Here is an 18,127-nt window from a genome sequence, read left to right as displayed (position 1 = left end):
GTTCCGGGCATGGCTGCAGACACCTTCCTCACGCGTTATCGCGCAGCCGCCGCTGAGCGGCAGGCCTTGGGCGTGCCGGCCCTGCCGCTGACGGCGGAACAGGTTCAGGCCCTCACCGAATGGCTGCAGGCCCCTCCCCAGGGGGAGGAGGAGATGCTGCTGCACCTGCTCACGGAACGCATTCCGCCGGGAGTGGATGAGGCGGCCTACGTGAAGGCCAGCTGGCTCACGGCTGTGGCCAAGGGCACGGCCAGCAGCCCCCTGGTGACCCCGGTGCGGGCAGTGGAGCTGCTGGCCACCATGATCGGCGGCTACAACGTGGGTTCCCTGATCGAGCTGCTCAGCAGCAGCGATGGGGCGATCGCCGAGGCCGCGGCCACGGGCCTCAGCCGCACTCTGCTCGTCTACGACTCCTTCCACGACGTGCTGGAGCTCGCCGAGACCAACCCCCAGGCCCGCCGGGTGGTGGAGAGCTGGGCCGCCGGAGAGTGGTTCACCGCCAAGCCCCCCCTGCCGGAGGCGATCACGGTGACGGTGTTCAAGGTGGAGGGTGAGACCAACACCGACGACCTCTCCCCCGCCACCCACGCCACCACCCGTCCCGACATCCCTCTGCACGCCATGGCGATGCTGGAGACGCGCATGCCGGACGGCCTTGCCCTGATCGAACAGCTCAAGGCCAAGGGCCACCCCGTGGCCTACGTGGGCGACGTGGTGGGTACGGGCAGCTCCCGCAAGTCGGCGATCAACTCGGTGCTCTGGCACACGGGCTCCGCCATCCCCCACGTGCCGAACAAGCGCGGCGGCGCCGTGCTGCTGGGCGGCAAGATCGCACCGATCTTCTTCAACACCGCCGAGGATTCCGGCGCCCTGCCGATCGAGTGCGACGTCAGCGCCCTGGCCTCCGGGGACGTGATCACGATCCGTCCCTTCAAAGGCACGATCGAGCGTGCCGCCGGTGAAGCCGACGCCGGCACGATCGTGGCCCGCTTCGAGCTCAAGCCCAGCACGATCACCGACGAAGTGCGCGCCGGCGGCCGCATCCCCCTGATGATCGGCCGCTCACTCACCGACAAGGTGCGCGCCCAGCTGGGGCGGCCCCCCTCCGACCTGTTCATCCGCCCCAGTGCTCCCGCCGATACCGGCAAGGGCTTCACCCTGGCCCAGAAGATGGTGGGCAAGGCCTGCGGCCTCAGCGGCCTGCGACCCGGCACCGCCTGCGAGCCGCTGATGACCACCGTGGGCAGTCAGGACACCACCGGGCCGATGACCCGCGATGAGATGAAGGAGCTGGCCTGCCTGGGCTTCAGCGCCGATCTGGTGATGCAGAGCTTCTGCCACACCGCCGCCTATCCCAAGCCGGTGGACCTCCAGACCCACGCCGAGCTGCCCGACTTCATGGCCTCCCGCGGTGGCGTGGCCCTGCAGCCGGGCGACGGCATCATCCACAGCTGGCTGAACCGCATGCTCCTGCCCGACACCGTGGGCACCGGCGGTGACAGCCACACCCGCTTCCCCCTCGGCATCTCCTTCCCGGCCGGCTCGGGCCTGGTGGCCTTCGCCGCCGCCATCGGCGCCATGCCGCTCGACATGCCTGAATCGGTGCTGGTGCGCTTCTCCGGCTCACTCCAGCCCGGGGTGACCCTGCGCGATGTGGTGAACGCGATCCCCTACGTGGCCATCCAGCAGGGGCTGCTCACCGTGGCCAAGGAGGGCAAGCAGAACGTGTTCAACGGCCGCATCATGGAGATCGAGGGGCTGCCGGATCTGAAGCTGGAGCAGGCCTTCGAGCTCACCGATGCCACCGCGGAGCGCTCCTGCGCCGGCAGCACCATCAAGCTCTCGGTGGACACCGTGAGTGAGTATCTGCGCAGCAACGTGGCGCTGCTCAAGAACATGATCGCCCGGGGCTACGGCGATGCCCGCACCCTGGCGCGGCGGATCAAGGCGATGGAGGCCTGGCTGGCCGATCCGGTGCTGATGGAGGCCGACGCCGACGCCGAGTACGCCGCCGTGATCGAGATCGATCTCGACGCCATCACCGAGCCGATCCTGGCCTGCCCCAACGACCCCGACAACGTCAAACCGCTCTCGGAGGTGGCCGGCGCCGCTGTGGACGAGGTGTTCATCGGCTCCTGCATGACCAACATCGGCCACTACCGCGCCGCCGCCAACGTGCTGGAGGGCCAGGGCCAGAACACCGCCCGCCTCTGGGTCTGCCCCCCCACCCGCATGGACGAGGAGAAGCTCAAGGAGGAGGGCTACTACGCCACCTTCGAGGCGGCCGGCTCGCGCATGGAGATGCCGGGCTGCTCCCTGTGCATGGGCAACCAGGCGCGGGTGGAGGACAACACCACCGTGTTCTCGACCAGCACCCGCAACTTCAACAACCGCCTCGGCAACGGCGCCCAGGTGTATCTGGGCAGCGCCGAGCTGGCGGCGGTGTGTGCCCAGCTGGGCCGCATCCCCAGCAAGCAGGAGTATCTGGCCATCGCCGCCGAGAAGATCGATCCCTACGGCGCCGAGCTCTACCGCTACCTCAACTTCGATCAGATCGAGGGCTTCGGCGACTCCGGCCGGGTGGTGAGCGCCGAGCGGGAGGCCCAGGTGCTGGCAGGGGTGTAGGGGAGGGCGACCCGATGCTGGGTCGCCTCTGGCGCAGGCCGAAGAAGCAGAGAGGTCTGGGCCTGCCGCATCTGCAGCCGGTTCCCAGCTCCTCGATCCTGCGGCTGCTGCAGCACCGCTGGTTCGTGGTGGTGCTGGCCCTGATCATCACGGGCCTGGGGGCCACCACGGCGGCGGTGCTGTTTCGCAGCGGCCTGGAAGGCCTGGGGCGCTGGCGCATCCAGATGCAGGAGCTCGGACCGAACTGGCTGGTGCTGCCCGCCATCGGCGGCGGCGGTGGCCTGCTGGCCGGGCTGCTGGTGCAGACCCTGGCCCCGGCGGCCCAGGGCTCGGGCATCCCCCAGGTGATGCAGTTCCTGCGCCGCCAGTCGGTGCCGATGGGATTCCAGGTGGCGGCGGTGAAGCTGGTGGCCGGGATCGTGGCGATCGGCTGCGGCTTTCCCCTCGGCCCTTCGGGACCCTCGGTGCAGATGGGCAGCTCGGTGGGCTGGGAGATGGCCCGGCTGCTGCGGGCCCCCAACGCCTTCCGGCGCATGATCGTGGCCGCCGGCGGCGGCGCTGGGGTGGCCGCGGTGTTCCGGGCTCCGATCGGGGGCTTTCTCTATGCCATCGAGGAACTGCTGCAGGGCGCCAGACCGGTGGTGATGCTGCTGGTGCTGGTCACCACCTTCTGGGCCGACACCTGGGCCGACCTGCTCGGCCTGGCCCGCCTGGTGAACCTCGATCCGGACTCCACCGCCAGCCCATCCAACGCGATCTTCCAGCTGTCCCGCCAGGTGAACACCTTCGTGGTGGTGCGGCCGATCGACCTGCTGTGGCTGTTCGCCCTGGGGGCCGTGGTGGCCCTGGCGGCGGAGCTCTACTGCCGCTACGTGGTGGGGCTGCAGCGGTTGCGGCTGCGCTGGCAGGTTCCCCTGCCGGCCGCCATGGGCGTCACCGGCTGCCTACTGGGGGTGGCCGATGCCTGGCTGCCAGCCGACTTCATCAACCGCGCCGGGATCCGCCAGGCGATCGCCGAGGGCGACGTGGATCTCACCAAGGCTCTGGCGATCTTCCTGGTGGTGTTTCTCACCACCGGCATCGCCGCCGCCGCCGGCACCCCGGGCGGCCTGTTCGCGCCGATGCTCACCCTGGGCGGAGCGCTGGGGCTGGCGGGGGCGGCGCTGGTGGAACAGCTGGGCCCGGACGCGCCCAGCACCGCCGTGTTCGCCGGCATGGGGGCCTTCATGGCCGCCTGCGCCCGGGCGCCGATCAGCGCCACCTTTCTCACCTTCGCCGTGACCAAGAATCTGCTGATCCTGCGGCCAGTGCTGATCGCCTGCCTGGGCAGCCTGGTGATGGCCCAGATGCTCCATCCCCAGTCGCTGTTCAAGCGGCTGATGGTGCCGGTGCAAACCAGCGGAGGGGAGGGGAGTTCCGGCTCGGAGAGCCTGCGGCTCAACACGGTGCCGCTGCGCCCCCGCCCCGTGCCCAGGACCAAGGGAGATCAAGACGTGCAAACGAAGCCGGAGTGATGTGGCCAGGCCGTTCCATCGCCAATACGTTCATAGAGAACGTTGCGATGCCCCCATGGTCCGCCAGCCAGCCCTGCCGAAACTCGCCGCCGCAGCCCTGGCCGGGGGTTTGCTGCTGAGCGGCTGCCAGCAGGTGAGCCAGACCATGCCGGATGCCGTCAAGGACGCCGCAACCGCCACCGGGCAGGCCGCCCTGACCCCCGCCGTGACCCCGGTGCTGGATCTGCTCGGCAAGGGCAAGACCGAGCTCAACAGCGGCAACCTCCAGTCGGCCCTGGCCACCCTGGGCGGTTTTTCAGCCCTGTGGCAGAAGGCCGCCCCGGTGATCCAGCCCCTGGCCGGGGACAAGTGGCCCATGATTGATCAGGGTGCCCAGCAATTGATCAGCACGGTGGACCAAGGCAACCCGACCGAGGGCGAAACCTCCTCAGCCATCTCCGGGCTGATGGGTCCGCTCTCAGCCCTGATCGGCAAGTGAGGCAGGCGGGGGCAGCGCCCCCCTGCTCAGGGTGAGACGCTAGGGAGACCAAGGTCTCGCTTTCCCCTGCACCAGGAAACCCTGCTGTTTGAGCCGGCCCAGCCCGAGGCTGGCGCCCTGCGGGCCGTGCTGGCCTTCCCCAGCAGCTACAGCGTGGGGATCACCAGCCTCGGCTACCAGGTGGTGTGGGCCAGTCTGGCCCGCCGCATCGACGTGGACGTGCGCCGCCTGTTCACCGACCAGGGCGATCCGCCCCATGGCCGCAGCCGCGGCCGCGGGGCGGCCCTCGACCTGTTCGGCCTGTCGCTCAGCTGGGAGCTGGACGGGCCGGTGTTGCTGGATCTGCTGGAGCAGGAGCGGATTCCGATCTGGGCCAGCGAGCGGGGCGACACCGATCCGATCGTGTTCGGCGGCGGGCCGGTGCTCACAGCCAACCCCGAGCCCCTCGCCCCCTTCTTCGATGCCGTGCTGCTGGGCGACGGCGAACTGCTGCTGCCGGCGTTCATCGAGGCCCTGCAGGCCTGCCGACAGGCTCCCCGAGCCGAACGGCTGGCCCGGCTGGCCCAGGTGCCCGGGATCTATGTGCCGTCGCTCTACCGGCCGGAGTACGCCCCCGACGGCACGTTGCTGGGGGTGAGGCCGCTGGCACCGGGCCTGCCTGAGCGGGTGGCCAAACAGACCTGGCAGGGGAACACCCTGAGCCATTCGATGGTGGTCACCCCCGAGGCGGCCTGGCCCTCGATCCACATGGTGGAAGTGGTGCGCAGCTGCCCGGAGCTGTGCCGCTTCTGCCTGGCGAGCTACCTCACCCTTCCCTTCCGCACCCCCTCCCTGGACGACGGCCTGATCCCGGCGGTGGAGGCCGGCCTGGCCGTGACCCAGCGACTCGGGCTGCTGGGGGCCTCGGTGACCCAGCACCCCCAGTTCGCCGAGCTGCTGCAGTGGCTGGATGGCGATCGCTTCGAGGGCACCCGCGTCAGCGTGAGCTCGGTGCGGGCCGCCACGGTGACGCCGGAACTGGGCCGGATCCTGGCCAAGCGGGGCAGCAAATCGCTCACGATCGCCATCGAGAGCGGCAGCGAGCGCATGCGCGAGCTGGTGAACAAGAAACTCGCCACCGAGGAGATCTTCGCCGCGGCCCGCTATGCCCGCGAGGGAGGTCTCAGCGGCCTGAAGCTCTACGGCATGGCGGGCCTGCCCACGGAAACGGAAGCCGACATCGAGGCCACCGCCGATCTGCTGCTCCAGCTCAAGAAGGCCACCCCAGGCCTGAGGCTCAGCCTGGGCGTGAGCACCTTCGTGCCCAAGGCCCACACCCCCTTCCAGTGGCAGGGGGTGAGGCCTGAGGCCGAACAGCACCTCAAGCGGCTGGCCAAGCGGCTGCGGCCCAAGGGCGTCGAGCTGCGCCCCGAGAGCTACGGCTGGAGTGTGATCCAGGCCCTGCTCTCCCGCAGCGACCGACGCCTGGCACCGGTGATCGCGGCGGCCCGGGGCAGCCACGAGAGCCTCGGGGGTTGGAAACGGGCCTACCGGGCCGTGCTGGCAGACACGGTGCAACGGCCCGCCGGCCTGCCGCTGCCACCCGCCTGGGACGCGGTGGTCCACGCCACCTGGGAGCCAGGGCGGGTGCTGCCCTGGGACCACCTCGATGGCCCCCTGAGCCAGGCGGTGCTGGCGGAGCATGCCCGCCGCAGCCTGCCGCAGCCGGCAGCAGCTGAGCCGCTGAAGCCCGCTCAGTCGAACACCGCCGTCCTGCCGCGGTAGACCATCACCTGGCGGCGCAGATGCAGACGCACAGCCCTGGCCAGGGCGAGGCGCTCCGTATCGCGCCCCTTGCGGATCAGATCCTCCACCTCATCGCGGTGGCTCACGTGCACGGTGGCCTGCTCGATGATCGGACCGCCGTCCAGCTCCTCGGTCACGTAGTGGGCCGTGGCACCGATCAGCTTCACCCCCCGCTGCCAGGCGCGCTGGTAGGGCTGGGCCCCCTGGAAGGCGGGCAGAAAGGAGTGGTGGATGTTGATCACCTGGGCGGGCTCGCGGCCCAGGGCTTCCAGGAAGTCGGAGCTGAGCACCTGCATGTACTTGGCCAGCACCACCAGCTCGATGCCGTGCTGGCGCAGCAGGGCCAGCTGGGCCGCTTCCGCCTCCTCCTTGTCCGCGGCGGCCACCGGCACGTGCACGTAGGTCGCCCCGAAGCCCTCCGCCAGCTCCCGCAGGTCCGGATGGTTGGACACCACCAGGGGAACCTGCATGGGCAGCTCACCAGCGCGCACGCGCCAGAGCAGGTCCACCAGGCAGTGCTCCTGACGGCTCACGAAGATGGCCGCCCTGGGGATGGCATCGGAGAAGTGCAGCAGGCCCTCCCCGTCGAGTCGCCGGGCCAGGGCTGCCACGGCCGGGGCGATGCTCTGCCGCGGCAGGCCGAAGCCCTCCAGGGCCCACTCGATCCGGCTCAGGAACAGTCCGGCGCCGAGATCGGTGTGGTGATCGGCATGACGAATATTGCCGCCATTGGCGGCCACCCAGCCGGAGAGTTCGCTCACCAGCCCCGGCCGGTCGGGGCAGATCAGCTGCAGGATCGCGCTCGGCACGCTCATCGGCCCTGGGCCCGGCACAGGGGGCATTGTGACGCCAGACCCCGCCGGTTCCGCCGCGGCCCCGGGTCTGCGTGGGGGGACCGACGTACAGTCAGCCCTGCCCAAGCTGCTCGCCCATGGCCGCCCAGATGGTCTCCTCGCTTCGTGCCCTGCTGAAGCGTCTTGCCCTGGTGGCCCTGGTGGGAGTGCTCACCTTCGGTCTCAGCGCCTGCAGCGGCAGCCAGGCCAAGCCCCCCAGCCTCAGCGCCGAGGACATCGCCGTGATCGAGCGCCAGGCCGAGGGCTTCCTGGCCGCCAGGGATCGCCTGCCCGAACTGGCCACGTTGGTGGGGGATCGCGACTGGACCTTCACCCGCAATCTGCTGCGCGGACCCATGCAGGAGGTGGGGCGGCAGATGAGCTACATCAACCAGCGTCTGCTGCCGGCCGATCGTCCTGAGGCCGAGAAGCTGGCCGCCCAGCTCAAGCAGTCCATGGCCCAGCTCGATGAGGCCGCCCGGCTCCAGGACGGCGAACAGCTGCGCAAGTCCTACATCAAGGTGGCCAGTGGCTTCGGCCGCTACGCCCAGATCCTCCCCGAGCAGGTGCAGGCCGACCTCAAGCAGACCTGACGGCCCCCCTGGCTGACGCCGCCTCGCCAGCTTCCAGCAGGCCCACGCCGTCCGTGGCGGTGGTGGGGGCAGGCGTGGTGGGCCTGTGCTGCGCCTGGCTGCTGCAGCGCAAGGGCCACCGGGTGCTGCTGATCGACCCGTCGCTTGCTGCCCCCGGCCTCACCCAGAAGCACGCCTTGGCCGGCGGCAGCCAGCGCAGTGGCAGCGGCGCGGCCCTCGGGGTGCTGATGGCGCAGGTGTTCCACCGCAGCCGCGGCCGCGCCTGGAATCTGCGTCAGCAGAGCCTGGCCCTCTGGCACAGCTGGCTGCAGGAGCTGGCGGAGCGCGGTCAGCCGGTGCCCCGGCGCCAGGGGCTGCTGTGGCTGGCCGCCGAGCCTGAGGAATGGCAGCGGCAACAGGCGCTGGTGGCCGAGCGGCAGCAGCTGGGCCTGGCGCTGGAGCTGTGGGATCGCGAGCGGCTGTCCACGCTGCAGCCGGCCCTGCCCGCGGGGGCGATCGGGGCACTCCATTCGCCCTTGGATGGCCAGATCGATCCCCCTGCCGCCATGGCCGCCCTGCTGGCCGACGGCCGTGACAGCGGCTTGACCACGGCGGGTCAGAGGGTGGGCGCCATTGAGCGCGACGGTCCGGGGCGCTGGCGGCTGCTGCTGGAGGGCGGCGAGGTGGTGGCTGGGCTGGCCCACGTGGTGCTGGCCGCCGGTCTGGCCAGCCCTGCTCTGCTGCAGTCGCTGGGATCCAGCCCCGCGATGGAGCCGGTGCTCGGCCAGGCCCTCGCCCTGCGGCGCTCCGCCCCAGGCCCCTGGACCTGGCCCGGGGTGGCCGTGTGGCGCGGCCTCAACCTGGTGCCCCGGCCCGACCTGGGGGCTGAAGCGACCTTCTGGCTGGGCGCCACCCTGGACGCAGGCAGCCGGGCCGATCCCGACCAGCAGGCGCGGCTGCGCCACTGGGGCGACGCCGGCCTCGACTGGTTGGAGCAGGCCAGCGTGGTGGAGGCATGGCAGGGCTGCCGGGCCAGGCCCGTGGGCCGGCCAGCCCCGCTGCACGAGCAGCTGCAACCGGGCCTGTGGCTGGTGAGCGGCCACTACCGCAACGGGGTGCTGCTGGCCCCGGCCTCGGCCGCCTGGGTGCTGGAGCAGATCGAGCAGACGACGCCTCGCCCTTAAGAAGGCGTTAATCCCAGCGGGGCCAGACTTGCGTACGGTCAAAACGGTGACGTCGTTCCCTCTCTTCACCGCCACCGCAGTCATGACCATGCTTCCCGGCCTGTTGCGCCGCTCCACCGCCGCTCTTGCCCTCTCGGGCCTCACCCTCTCGGTCGCTGCCTGCGGCGGCACCGGCGGAGGCGGGGGCGACATCACCGGTACCCTCAACGGAGCCGGGGCCTCCTTCCCCTCGGCCATCTACCAGCGCTGGTTCAAGGACATGAGCGCCGATGGCGTCAACGTCAACTACCAGTCCGTGGGTTCCGGGGCCGGGGTGCGTCAGTTCCTGGCTGAAACCGTGGATTTCGGCGCCTCCGATGCGCCGATGGATGAGGAAGAGATCGCCAAGATGCCCCGCGGCGTGCTCCAGATCCCGATGACCGCCGGAGCCATTGCCGTGGCCTACAACAACCCCGGCTGCGAGCTCAAGCTCACCCAGAAACAGCTCGGCGACATCTTCCTCGGCAAGATCACCAACTTCAACGAGCTGGGCTGCGACGACAAGAAGATCACCATCGTGCACCGCTCCGACGGCTCGGGCACCACGTTCAACTTCACCAACCACCTGGCTGCCGTGAGCCCGGAATGGAAGGCCGGCCCCGGCGCCGACAAGGCCGTGAACTGGCCCACCGGCGTGGGTGCCAAGGGCAATGAGGGCGTGTCCGCCCAGCTCACCCAGCTCGACGGGGGCATCGGCTACGTGGAAGTGGCCTTCGTCAAGGATCCCCTCCAGGCGGCGGCGCTGGAAAACGGCTCCGGCGAGATTGTGATGCCCACCAATGCCACCGAGAGCGAAGCCCTCGCCTCGATCGACCTGGGTGAGGATCTCACCGGCAGCAACCCCAATCCTGCCAAGGGTTACCCGATCGTCACCTTCACCTGGATCCTGGCCTACAAGAGCGGCAACGGCGACAAGACCCCCCTGCTGCAGAAGGTGTTCAACACCACGCTCTCCGAGCCGTTCCAGTCCCTGGCACCGGAGCTGGGCTATGTGACCCTGCCCCCCTCGGTTGTGGAGAAAGCCAAGGCGGCGGTGGCCATGATCTCGGAGTGAGCCCCTCGACCAGGTGAACCGGCGGGTGAGCCTGGTCCTCTCGCTCACCCCTGGTCTTCTCTCTCATAGGTGCATCCACAAAAAACTCCCCCATCTGGGGGAGTTTTTTCATGGGGCGTTGGGAGAGGAGTCTCGGGGAGGGAGCACCTCCCCGGCCAGCTCACTTGCTCTCGGTGAATTCGGCGTCGATCACGTCGTCGCTGGAGGCAGCGGCAGCGGCATCGGCGGACGTGCCATTGCCATTGGCGCCAGCCGCAGCCGCCTCAGCTCCTGCGGCCTGCTGATACACAGCGGCACCGGCCGCATAGAGCGCCTGCTGCAGCACCTCAAGTTCAGACTTGATGGTGTCGAAGTCTTCCTTCTCCAGGGCCTCCTTGAGCTTGGCGGAGGAGGTCTCCACCTTGCTCTTGTCCTCGGCGCCCACCTTGTCGCCGAGTTCGCCGAGCTGCTTCTCGGCCTGATACACCAGGGTTTCGGCCTGGTTCTTGAGGTCGATGCGCTCGCGCTTCTCCTTGTCGGCGGCGGCATTGGATTCGGCATCCTTCACCATCTTCTCCACCTCGTTGTCACTGAGGGTGGAGGCACCGGTGATCGAGATGCTCTGCTCCTTGCCGCTGCCCTTGTCCTTGGCGGTCACGCTGAGGATGCCGTTGGCGTCGATGTCGAAGGTCACTTCGATCTGGGGCACGCCGCGGGGGGCGGGGGGGATGCCGTCGAGACGGAAGGTGCCGAGCGACTTGTTGTCGCTGGCCATCTCGCGCTCACCCTGCAGCACGTGGATCTCCACGTTGGTCTGGCCGTCCACCGCGGTGGAGTACACCTCCGACTTCTTGGTGGGAACGGTGGTGTTGCGGGTGATCATCTTGGTCATCACCCCGCCGAGGGTCTCCACCCCGAGGGAGAGCGGGGTGACATCCAGCAGCAGGATGTCCTTCACCTCACCGGCGAGCACACCGCCCTGGATCGCAGCACCCACGGCCACCACCTCATCCGGGTTCACCGTCTGGTTGGGGGCCTTGCCGGTAACGCGCTTGACCAGCTCAAGCACGGCGGGGATGCGGGTGGACCCTCCCACCATCACCACCTCGTCGAGCTCGCTGCTGGAGAGCTTGGCGTCCTTGAGGGCCTGCTCCACCGGCACGCGGCAACGGTCGATCAGCTTGGAGGCCAGCTCCTCGAACTTGGCCCGGGTGAGGGTGAGATCGAGGTGCTTGGGGCCCTCCGGCGTGGCCGTGATGAAGGGCAGGTTGATCTCGCTCTGGGTGGCGCTGGAGAGCTCGATCTTGGCCTTCTCTGCCGCTTCGGTGAGACGCTGCAGCGCCTGTTTGTCCTGGCGCAGGTCGATGCCTTCGTTGCTCTTGAAGCTGGAAGCCAGGTAATCGACGATCACCTTGTCGAAGTCATCGCCGCCCAGGTGGGTGTCACCGCTGGTGGAGAGCACCTCAAACACGCCATCACCCACCTCCAGCACCGACACGTCGAAGGTGCCGCCACCGAGGTCGAACACCAGGATGCGCTCATTGCTCTTCTTGTCGAGGCCGTAGGCCAGCGCCGCCGCCGTGGGCTCGTTGATGATCCGCAGCACTTCCAGGCCGGCGATCTTGCCGGCGTCCTTGGTGGCCTGGCGCTGGGAATCGTTGAAGTAGGCGGGCACGGTGATCACCGCCTGGGTGACCGTTTCACCGAGGTACTTGCCGGCGTCTTCTGCCAGCTTGCGCAGCACCTGGGCGCTCACCTCCTCCGGGGCGAACTGCTTGTTGAGCACCGGGCACTTCACCTTCACGTTGGAGCCGGCCTTCTCCACGCCATAGCTCACTTCCTTCGACTCTTCATTCACCTCATCCACCCGGCGGCCGATGAAGCGCTTCACCGAATAGAAGGTGTTTTCAGGGTTCATCACCGCCTGGCGCTTGGCGATCTGCCCCACCAGCTGGTCCTGGTTCTTGGTGTACGCCACCACCGAAGGGGTGGTGCGGAAGCCCTCCGCATTGGCGATCACCGTGGGCTTGCCGCCCTCCATCACGGCGACGCAGCTGTTTGTGGTGCCGAGGTCAATACCAACAACCTTTCCCATGAATGTCCACCTCCTCAGTGGTTCGTTGTGCGTTCATCCATCCTCATCAGAGGGGACGGTGACAGGCGAGGTGTGGTTCCCGAACAGGCGCTTACGGTTTTGGGGCCGCCCCTGCCGCCCAAGCCCGTGATGGCCCCGCCGATCTCCGCGTCCACGGCCCTGGTGGGGGTGCTGGGCGATCCGGTGCGGCACTCGCTCTCGCCGGCGATGCACAACGCCGCCCTGGCCGCCCTGGGGCTCGACTGGATCTACCTGGCCCTGCCCACGCCGGCCGAGAGCCTGGCCGCCGTGGTCGGCGCCCTGGAGGCCCTCGACTGCCGCGGCCTCAACGTGACCCTGCCCCACAAGCAGGCCGTGGCGCCGCTCTGCGCCGAACTCAGCCCCCTGGCCGCCAGGGTGGGGGCCGTGAACACCCTGGTGCGCCGCAGCCAGGGGGGCTGGCTGGGCACCAACACCGATGTGGAGGGCTTCCTGGCGCCGCTGCGGCCGGCCGGCAGCTGGCAGGGCAGCGGGGCGCTGGTGCTGGGCTGCGGCGGCAGCGCCCGGGCCGTGGTGGCGGGCCTGGTGGAGCTCGGCTGCGCCTCGATCCAGGTGGTGGGCCGCCGTGCCGCGGGGCGGCAGGCCTTGCTGGAGGCCTGCCGCAGCTGGGCACCCCAGCTCGGAGGGAGCAGCTGGGAGGAGCTGCCGGCCCTGCTGCCGGCCAGCCAGCTGGTGGTGAACACCACGCCGGTGGGCATGGCCTCGCCCGGCCAGCCAGCCGCCGCCCTGGCCTGCCCGCTGGAGGCCGCAGCCCTCGCTGGCCTGGGCAGCGGCTGTTGGGTCTACGACCTGATCTACACGCCCCGCCCCAGCGCCCTGCTGCGGGCCGCCGCCGAACGCGGCTGCCATGGCATCGATGGGCTGGAGATGCTGGTGCAGCAGGGGGCGGCGGCGCTGCGGCTGTGGAGCGGCCGCGAGGCGGTGCCGGTGGAGGCGATGCGCGCCGCGGCGGAACGCGCCCTGGCCGGCACTCCCTAGCCTGCGCTGATCCGTTGTGCGTTCCACCATGCAAGGCGCCCCGCTGTGGCAGCGACTGCTGGCCGCCCTGGCCTATCTCCTGCCCTGGGCAGATGCCTTGCCATTCGGGCGCAGCCTGTTCGCCATGTTTCCGCTGCTGCAGTGGCTCGCTGCGCCGGCCCTGCCGGTGGCCCTGCTGCAGCAGGCGGTGCCCTTCGGCGGCTTCCTGGTGTTCCTGGTGCTGTTCCTCGCGGTGGTGCGCAACCAGCGCGTGCCCTACCTGATCCGCTTCAGCGTGCTGCAGGCCATTCTGATCGACATCGTGCTGGTGCTGGTGTCGCTGGTGTTCAGCATCCTGCTGGCACCCCTGGGGGCTGGCTTCGCCCTGCGCACCCTCAGCAACACGGTGTTCCTGGGGGCCCTGGTGCTGGTGGCCTTCGGGATCGTGCAGAGCCTGCGGGGCGAGGAGGCCGACCTGCCCGCCGTCTCCGCCGCCGTGCGCATGCAGCTCTACTGAGTGGGCCCTGCGGCTGCGCTGATAGGTTGGGCAGTCCGTCGCTGATGGCCTCTCGCCATCGGCCACCGCCCTCCTTCTGCCCCGCGCGGCTTTCCCGACACGGCGACCCCATGACGCAGCCTTATTACGAAACGATGTACATCCTTCGTCCGGACATCCCGGAGGAAGAGGTGGAGAGCCACATCACCAAATACCGTGATCTGGTCGTGGAGGCCGGCGCTGAGGTGCTCGACTGCCAGATGCGTGGCAAGCGCCGCCTGGCCTACACGATCAACAAGCACCGCGAAGGGGTCTACGTCCAGCTGAACCACAACGGTGACGGCCAGCAGGTCGCCCTGCTGGAGCGGGCCATGCGCCTCTCAGAAGATGTGATCCGCTACCTCACCGTCAAGCAGGACGGCCCCATGCCGGCTCCCCGGGTCGCGCCCGGTGCCGCCAGCGAGGGCTCCCCTCAGCCGGTCTCGGCCTGAGCCAGTTCCCACCGTCTCCTCAGCCCGGGTGCGCTGAACAGTGCACCCACGGATCGCGACAATGGGTCAAGGAAAATCCCCCCAGCCTCACAACAAAGCTGCCCAGGCTGACCATCTCAACCAGAGGTTGAGCACTTTGCAGCAGCAGCTCGATGCCATCCGGGAGCAGCTGGACGCCCATCGAGGCCTGCTTGAGAGCCTGCCGGAAATCTTCGAGCAGCGCTTTGAACAGCGGCTGAAGCCGATGCTGGGTCACCGCGAACGGCTGCTGGCTGAGAACAGGCTGCTGCGGCAGCAGCTGCTGCAGGCACCTGCCCCCGATGCCGAAGCCCCGGCTCTGGCCCCGGTGGAGGCCGCTCCGCCGTCCCGAGAGGGTCTCGGCGGGGCTCTGCGCCACGCCCTCGGGCTGGGCCCTGCCCCCCCCTGAGCCTGGGGCCGCTGACCTGCAGCCAGGTCGGCGGTCGTCAGGGGCTCGTCCTGTGACGGGCGGCCCAGAGCCTGGTGGGCAGACCCCACACGTAGATGAACCCCTCGGCAGCCCGGTGATCGAACAGGTCTTCGGCGCCATAGGTGGCCATGTCCGGCACGTAGAGGCTGTCGTTGGCGCTGCTGCGCCCCACGACGATCGCATTGCCCTTGTGCAGCCTCACCCGCACGGAGCCGTTCACCCCCCGCTGCGTGCGCTCGAAGAAGCCATCGAGGGCGTCCTTGAGCGGGCCGAACCAGAGGCCCTGATACACCAGATCGGCCCACTGCTGCTCCAGCTGACGCTTGGTGCGCAGCACGTCGGCCGCCAGAGTGAGGCTCTCGAGCTCCTGGTGGGCGCGGATCAGCAGCAGCAATCCAGGGGTTTCGTAGATCTCGCGGCTCTTGATGCCCACCACCCGGTTCTCCATGATGTCCAGCCGCCCGAAGCCATGCAGGCCGGCCAGGGCATTGGCGCGGCGGATCAGGCTCACCGGGTCGAGCCGTTCGCCGTCGATCGCCACGGCGTCACCGTGCTCGAAGTCCACCGTGATCGTCTGGGGCTCCGCCGGGGCGTCCTGCACCGAGCGAGTCATGGCGAACACCTCCTCGGGGGGCTCCACGGCCGGATCCTCGAGGGGGCCCGCCTCGATCGAGCGACCCAGCAGGTTGAGGTCGATCGAGTAGGGGGAGCCCTTGCTCACCGGCGAGGGGATGCCACAGCGCTCGCCGTAGGCAATGGTCTGCTCGCGGCTCATGCCCCACTCCCGCGCCGGGGTGAGCACCTTGAGGTCGGGGGCCAGGGCACCGATGGCCACATCGAAGCGCACCTGATCGTTGCCCTTGCCGGTGCAGCCGTGGGCCACCGCGTCAGCGCCCAGCTCCCGGGCGATCTCCACCAGCCGGCGGGCGATCAGCGGCCGTGCCAACGCCGTGGACAGCGGGTAGCGGCCTTCGTAGAGGGCATTGGCCCGAATCGCTGGAAAGGCGAACTCACGGATGAAGGGCTCAATCAGATCGCCCACCAGCGACTGGGCCGCGCCGGCAGCGAGGGCCTTGCGGCGGATCGGCTCCAGCTCGTCACCCTGGCCCAGGTCGGCAGCGAAGGTGATCACCTCCTCCACGCCCCACTCCTTGATCAGGTAGGGGATGCAGACGCTGGTGTCCACCCCGCCGGAATACGCCAGTACAGCCTTCTTGGCCCGGCCCATCAACAGCGCTCCATGTGCTCAGTCGCCCGATTCTCCACCGTGGTCTGCCTGGGTGCCCAGTGCAGGCTCAGCGGGGAGTCGCCAGCGCAGCAGCAGCCAGAGCCCCACCAGCAGGGGCAGACCCAGCAGCAGCAGGGTGACCAGGGCGGGATCCACCGGCAGGGGACGGGGCCAGCGCTCGCCGGCAGCACTCAGGCCCGCGCTCACGGCCAGGGCGAGGGCCCACAGGCGCAGCACCGAGCGGAACGGGCCGGGGGCAACAGGGGCCGGGACTGGCATGGAGTGTTGCTGGCAAGCCCAACGGCTAAGGTAATGGATTGGCCTACTGCAGGCCTGCGGCAGCTCCAGGGCCGCCGCCATCCTCCGGACGCCTGATTGCATGAGCACGCTCTCCCCTTCCAGCCTCAGCCGTCTCGACAGCATCAACCCCTCGCTCACCCGCTACGGCCGCCAGGAGCTGGCGCCGGTGCTGCCCCTGCGCGATGAGCCCGATCTGCTGAGCTGGCTGGAATCCAGTGGCCGCCTGGTGGCGGACGAGGAAACCGCCTCCACCGATGTGAGCACCGTGGAGGAAGAGGAGCTCTCGGCGCTGATGGGCGAGAAGGAGGAGTACAACCAGGCCGACGAGCAGCAGGACGAAGCCTGGGAAGACTGACGTCAGGTCGTCAGGGACACTGGGGCGACCATTGCCGGTGACAGTGACCCCTACCGCTCCTCCCCGCTCCGGCAGCAGCCAGCGGGCGGCTGTGCTGCTCGGCCTGCTGTTGCTGGCTGCCTGCCTGGCGAGCGATCGCTTCATCGCCAACTCGATGCTCACGGCTCCGCTGCTGCTGGCGGCCCTGGTCGCGGCGCTCGTCACGGCATGGGGGGTGCCCAGGCTGAAGCGCCTCAAGATGGGGCAGGTGATCCGGGAGGACGGCCCCCAGGCCCACCTGACCAAGGCCGGCACCCCCACCATGGGGGGCCTGCTGGTGGTGCCGGTGGGGGTGATCGTGGGGGGGCTGATCAGCCCTGCCGATCCGCGCCTGCTGGCCGTGGCGGCGATCACCCTGGCCTACATGGCGATCGGCGCGGTCGACGACTGGCGCAGCCTCACCCGCCGCACCAACACCGGGCTCAAGCCCCGGGGGAAGCTGCTGCTCCAGGCGGGGGCGGCCGTGCTGTTCCTGCTCTGGACCTGGCAGGGCCAGTGGCTGGGTGGCCCTGAGCCGATCAGCGTGGCCCTGCCCCTGGGCTGGCTTTTGCCCCTGGGGCTGCTGATCTGGCCCTGGGCCTGTTCGTGTTCCTGGCCGAGAGCAACGCCACGAACCTCACCGATGGCCTCGACGGCCTGGCGGCCGGCTGCGGTGCGGTGGTGTTCACCGGCCTGGGGCTGCAGCTGATGCTGCGCGGCCACGAGGGGGATCCAGCGCTGGCGGCCTTCTGCGTGGCCATGGCCGGCTGCTGGCTCGGCTTCCTCGCCCACAACCGCCACCCGGCCAGGCTGTTCATGGGCGACACCGGCTCCCTGGCGATGGGGGCGGCCCTCAGCGCCGTCGCCCTGCTCAGCAACAGTCTCTGGCCCCTGCTGCTGATGGGAGGCGTGTTTCTGGCGGAATCGCTCTCGGTGATCGCCCAGGTGTGGGTGTTCAAGGCCACCAAGGGTGCCGATGGCCAGGGTCGACGCCTGTTACGCATGGCTCCCCTGCACCACCACTTCGAGCTGGGCGGGCTGGGGGAAGAGCAGGTGGTGATCCGTTTCTGGGGCGCGAGCCTGCTACTGGTGGTCTTGGGCCTGGTGCTGCTGCCCTGAGCCCTCTGAATGCCGCTGTTTCCCGGGCGTCCGTCGCATGGCCTATTTCATCTGGAACGAGAGTGGTCTGACCGCGGACTGCGCCAGCCTCGAAGCGATGGCCGCCCGCTTCGAGGAGGCCGCCCTGCTGATGCGACGCATGGCCCGCGAAGGCTTCTGCCTCCAGCTCGGGCCGGAAGGCCAGAGGATCACCCACAGCGATCCGGCCGTGTTTGAGGCCTACGGCTTCGTGAGCGAGGAGCCGGCCGTGCGCCAGCTTGCCCTCTGGAGCGGCGAGGAGGCGGCTGGCGACGACACCTGAGCCACAGCCGTTCAGCGGCTGCGCAGGTAGCCCAGCACCCACACCACCACGAAGGCCAGGGAGGACAGGCCCAGATAGAGCAGGGCACCGTTCTGGAAGGTGCTGATGTCCCAGCCGAACACCAGTCCATCAGCTGTGTCGGCCGCCGTGCTGAATCCGATCAGGCTGCCCATGGCTCCCTGCCGCTGATGGTGCTCTCTCTAGCAGGGTGTGGGCG

The 18,127-nt window shown here is 69.4% G+C and carries 18 protein-coding genes and 1 pseudogene; 14 read left to right on the top strand and 5 right to left on the bottom strand.

What is annotated here, in order from left to right:
- The first annotated feature begins 9 nt into the window (after positions 1-9).
- From acnB to IQ220_RS13050, 4 genes are all read left to right on the top strand, one after another.
- Positions 10-2,625: a bifunctional aconitate hydratase 2/2-methylisocitrate dehydratase gene (gene acnB / locus IQ220_RS13065; RefSeq protein ID WP_193915510.1), complete on the top strand. Its 2,616-nt coding sequence runs from the start codon at positions 10-12 to the stop codon at positions 2,623-2,625.
- A 14-nt stretch (positions 2,626-2,639) separates the two neighbouring features.
- Positions 2,640-4,139 (top strand): ClC family H(+)/Cl(-) exchange transporter, encoded by a 1,500-nt coding sequence (locus IQ220_RS13060; protein ID WP_186697804.1) that lies wholly within the window; start codon positions 2,640-2,642, stop codon positions 4,137-4,139.
- 55 nt (positions 4,140-4,194) lie between these two features.
- Positions 4,195-4,617, top strand: coding sequence for a hypothetical protein (locus IQ220_RS13055; protein WP_193915507.1), 423 nt, complete (start codon positions 4,195-4,197; stop codon positions 4,615-4,617).
- A gap of 126 nt (positions 4,618-4,743) precedes the next feature.
- On the top strand, positions 4,744-6,381 hold the full coding sequence (locus tag IQ220_RS13050) for a radical SAM protein (protein ID WP_193915504.1): 1,638 nt from the start codon (positions 4,744-4,746) through the stop codon (positions 6,379-6,381).
- On the opposite strand, the gene purU is transcribed toward IQ220_RS13050, so the two are convergent.
- A complete protein-coding gene (gene purU, locus IQ220_RS13045) occupies positions 6,351-7,217 on the bottom strand; it encodes a formyltetrahydrofolate deformylase (RefSeq protein WP_193915501.1) in 867 nt (288 codons plus the stop codon). The two genes, IQ220_RS13050 and purU, sit on opposite strands and share 31 nt — an antisense overlap.
- Positions 7,218-7,345: 128 nt before the next feature.
- Between purU and psbQ the strand changes: the two genes are divergently transcribed.
- The 3 genes from psbQ (at position 7,346) to pstS (ending at position 10,084) form a co-directional block, all read left to right on the top strand.
- Positions 7,346-7,828, top strand: coding sequence for a photosystem II protein PsbQ (psbQ, locus tag IQ220_RS13040; RefSeq protein WP_228009210.1), 483 nt, complete (start codon positions 7,346-7,348; stop codon positions 7,826-7,828).
- A gap of 53 nt (positions 7,829-7,881) precedes the next feature.
- The gene (locus IQ220_RS13035; protein ID WP_193915498.1) at positions 7,882-8,991 is read left to right on the top strand and encodes an FAD-dependent oxidoreductase; all 1,110 of its coding nucleotides are present in this window, start codon (positions 7,882-7,884) and stop codon (positions 8,989-8,991) included.
- Between the two features lie 82 nt (positions 8,992-9,073).
- A complete protein-coding gene (gene pstS, locus IQ220_RS13030) occupies positions 9,074-10,084 on the top strand; it encodes a phosphate ABC transporter substrate-binding protein PstS (protein WP_193915495.1) in 1,011 nt (336 codons plus the stop codon).
- A 160-nt stretch (positions 10,085-10,244) separates the two neighbouring features.
- On the opposite strand, the gene dnaK is transcribed toward pstS, so the two are convergent.
- Entirely contained in the window at positions 10,245-12,158 is a 1,914-nt protein-coding gene (dnaK, locus tag IQ220_RS13025; protein ID WP_193915492.1) for a molecular chaperone DnaK, read from the bottom strand.
- Positions 12,159-12,287: 129 nt separating this feature from the next.
- Between dnaK and IQ220_RS13020 the strand changes: the two genes are divergently transcribed.
- From IQ220_RS13020 to IQ220_RS13005, 4 genes are all read left to right on the top strand, one after another.
- Complete coding sequence (locus tag IQ220_RS13020; RefSeq protein WP_193915470.1) at positions 12,288-13,175, top strand: shikimate dehydrogenase; 888 nt, start codon at positions 12,288-12,290, stop codon at positions 13,173-13,175.
- A gap of 28 nt (positions 13,176-13,203) precedes the next feature.
- Positions 13,204-13,671 (top strand): Tic20 family protein, encoded by a 468-nt coding sequence (locus IQ220_RS13015; protein ID WP_186697821.1) that lies wholly within the window; start codon positions 13,204-13,206, stop codon positions 13,669-13,671.
- Between the two features lie 110 nt (positions 13,672-13,781).
- Positions 13,782-14,141: a 30S ribosomal protein S6 gene (gene rpsF, locus IQ220_RS13010; protein ID WP_186697823.1), complete on the top strand. Its 360-nt coding sequence runs from the start codon at positions 13,782-13,784 to the stop codon at positions 14,139-14,141.
- Positions 14,142-14,268: 127 nt separating this feature from the next.
- Complete coding sequence (locus IQ220_RS13005) at positions 14,269-14,568, top strand: hypothetical protein (protein WP_193915467.1); 300 nt, start codon at positions 14,269-14,271, stop codon at positions 14,566-14,568.
- Positions 14,569-14,605: 37 nt separating this feature from the next.
- Here the strand turns inward: IQ220_RS13005 and IQ220_RS13000 are convergent, their stop codons facing one another.
- Positions 14,606-15,817 (bottom strand): argininosuccinate synthase, encoded by a 1,212-nt coding sequence (locus tag IQ220_RS13000; RefSeq protein ID WP_193915464.1) that lies wholly within the window; start codon positions 15,815-15,817, stop codon positions 14,606-14,608.
- Positions 15,818-15,835: 18 nt separating this feature from the next.
- Positions 15,836-16,096, bottom strand: a complete 261-nt coding sequence (locus tag IQ220_RS12995) for a hypothetical protein (protein WP_186697830.1) — start codon at positions 16,094-16,096, stop codon at positions 15,836-15,838.
- A gap of 100 nt (positions 16,097-16,196) precedes the next feature.
- On the opposite strand from IQ220_RS12995, the gene IQ220_RS12990 reads away from it, so the two are divergent.
- The 3 genes and pseudogenes from IQ220_RS12990 to IQ220_RS12980 all read left to right on the top strand — a co-directional run bounded on the left by IQ220_RS12990 (position 16,197) and on the right by IQ220_RS12980 (position 17,910).
- On the top strand, positions 16,197-16,472 hold the full coding sequence (locus IQ220_RS12990) for a DUF3134 domain-containing protein (RefSeq protein WP_186697832.1): 276 nt from the start codon (positions 16,197-16,199) through the stop codon (positions 16,470-16,472).
- A 43-nt stretch (positions 16,473-16,515) separates the two neighbouring features.
- Positions 16,516-17,609, top strand: a pseudogene (gene mraY, locus IQ220_RS12985) (phospho-N-acetylmuramoyl-pentapeptide-transferase).
- A 37-nt stretch (positions 17,610-17,646) separates the two neighbouring features.
- Entirely contained in the window at positions 17,647-17,910 is a 264-nt protein-coding gene (locus IQ220_RS12980; protein ID WP_193814551.1) for a hypothetical protein, read from the top strand.
- Positions 17,911-17,921: 11 nt separating this feature from the next.
- Here the strand turns inward: IQ220_RS12980 and IQ220_RS12975 are convergent, their stop codons facing one another.
- A complete protein-coding gene (locus IQ220_RS12975) occupies positions 17,922-18,083 on the bottom strand; it encodes a cytochrome B6 (RefSeq protein WP_193915460.1) in 162 nt (53 codons plus the stop codon).
- Positions 18,084-18,127 lie beyond the last annotated feature (44 nt).

Source organism: Cyanobium sp. LEGE 06113, from assembly GCF_015207615.1.
Note: the sequence above shows the minus strand (reverse complement) of the source record. Positions and strands in the feature narration are given on the sequence as shown.

Coding starts and splice junctions, on each gene's coding strand:
- acnB (WP_193915510.1), top strand. CDS start 10: ATGGCTGCAGACACCTTCCTCACGCGTTATCGCGCAGCCGCCGCTGAG.
- IQ220_RS13060 (WP_186697804.1), top strand. CDS start 2,640: ATGCTGGGTCGCCTCTGGCGCAGGCCGAAGAAGCAGAGAGGTCTGGGC.
- IQ220_RS13055 (WP_193915507.1), top strand. CDS start 4,195: ATGGTCCGCCAGCCAGCCCTGCCGAAACTCGCCGCCGCAGCCCTGGCC.
- purU (WP_193915501.1), bottom strand. CDS start 7,217: ATGAGCGTGCCGAGCGCGATCCTGCAGCTGATCTGCCCCGACCGGCCG.
- psbQ (WP_228009210.1), top strand. CDS start 7,346: ATGGTCTCCTCGCTTCGTGCCCTGCTGAAGCGTCTTGCCCTGGTGGCC.
- pstS (WP_193915495.1), top strand. CDS start 9,074: ATGACCATGCTTCCCGGCCTGTTGCGCCGCTCCACCGCCGCTCTTGCC.
- dnaK (WP_193915492.1), bottom strand. CDS start 12,158: ATGGGAAAGGTTGTTGGTATTGACCTCGGCACCACAAACAGCTGCGTC.
- IQ220_RS13020 (WP_193915470.1), top strand. CDS start 12,288: ATGGCCCCGCCGATCTCCGCGTCCACGGCCCTGGTGGGGGTGCTGGGC.
- IQ220_RS13015 (WP_186697821.1), top strand. CDS start 13,204: ATGCAAGGCGCCCCGCTGTGGCAGCGACTGCTGGCCGCCCTGGCCTAT.
- rpsF (WP_186697823.1), top strand. CDS start 13,782: ATGACGCAGCCTTATTACGAAACGATGTACATCCTTCGTCCGGACATC.
- IQ220_RS13000 (WP_193915464.1), bottom strand. CDS start 15,817: ATGGGCCGGGCCAAGAAGGCTGTACTGGCGTATTCCGGCGGGGTGGAC.
- IQ220_RS12995 (WP_186697830.1), bottom strand. CDS start 16,096: ATGCCAGTCCCGGCCCCTGTTGCCCCCGGCCCGTTCCGCTCGGTGCTG.
- IQ220_RS12990 (WP_186697832.1), top strand. CDS start 16,197: ATGAGCACGCTCTCCCCTTCCAGCCTCAGCCGTCTCGACAGCATCAAC.
- IQ220_RS12980 (WP_193814551.1), top strand. CDS start 17,647: ATGGCCTATTTCATCTGGAACGAGAGTGGTCTGACCGCGGACTGCGCC.
- IQ220_RS12975 (WP_193915460.1), bottom strand. CDS start 18,083: ATGGGCAGCCTGATCGGATTCAGCACGGCGGCCGACACAGCTGATGGA.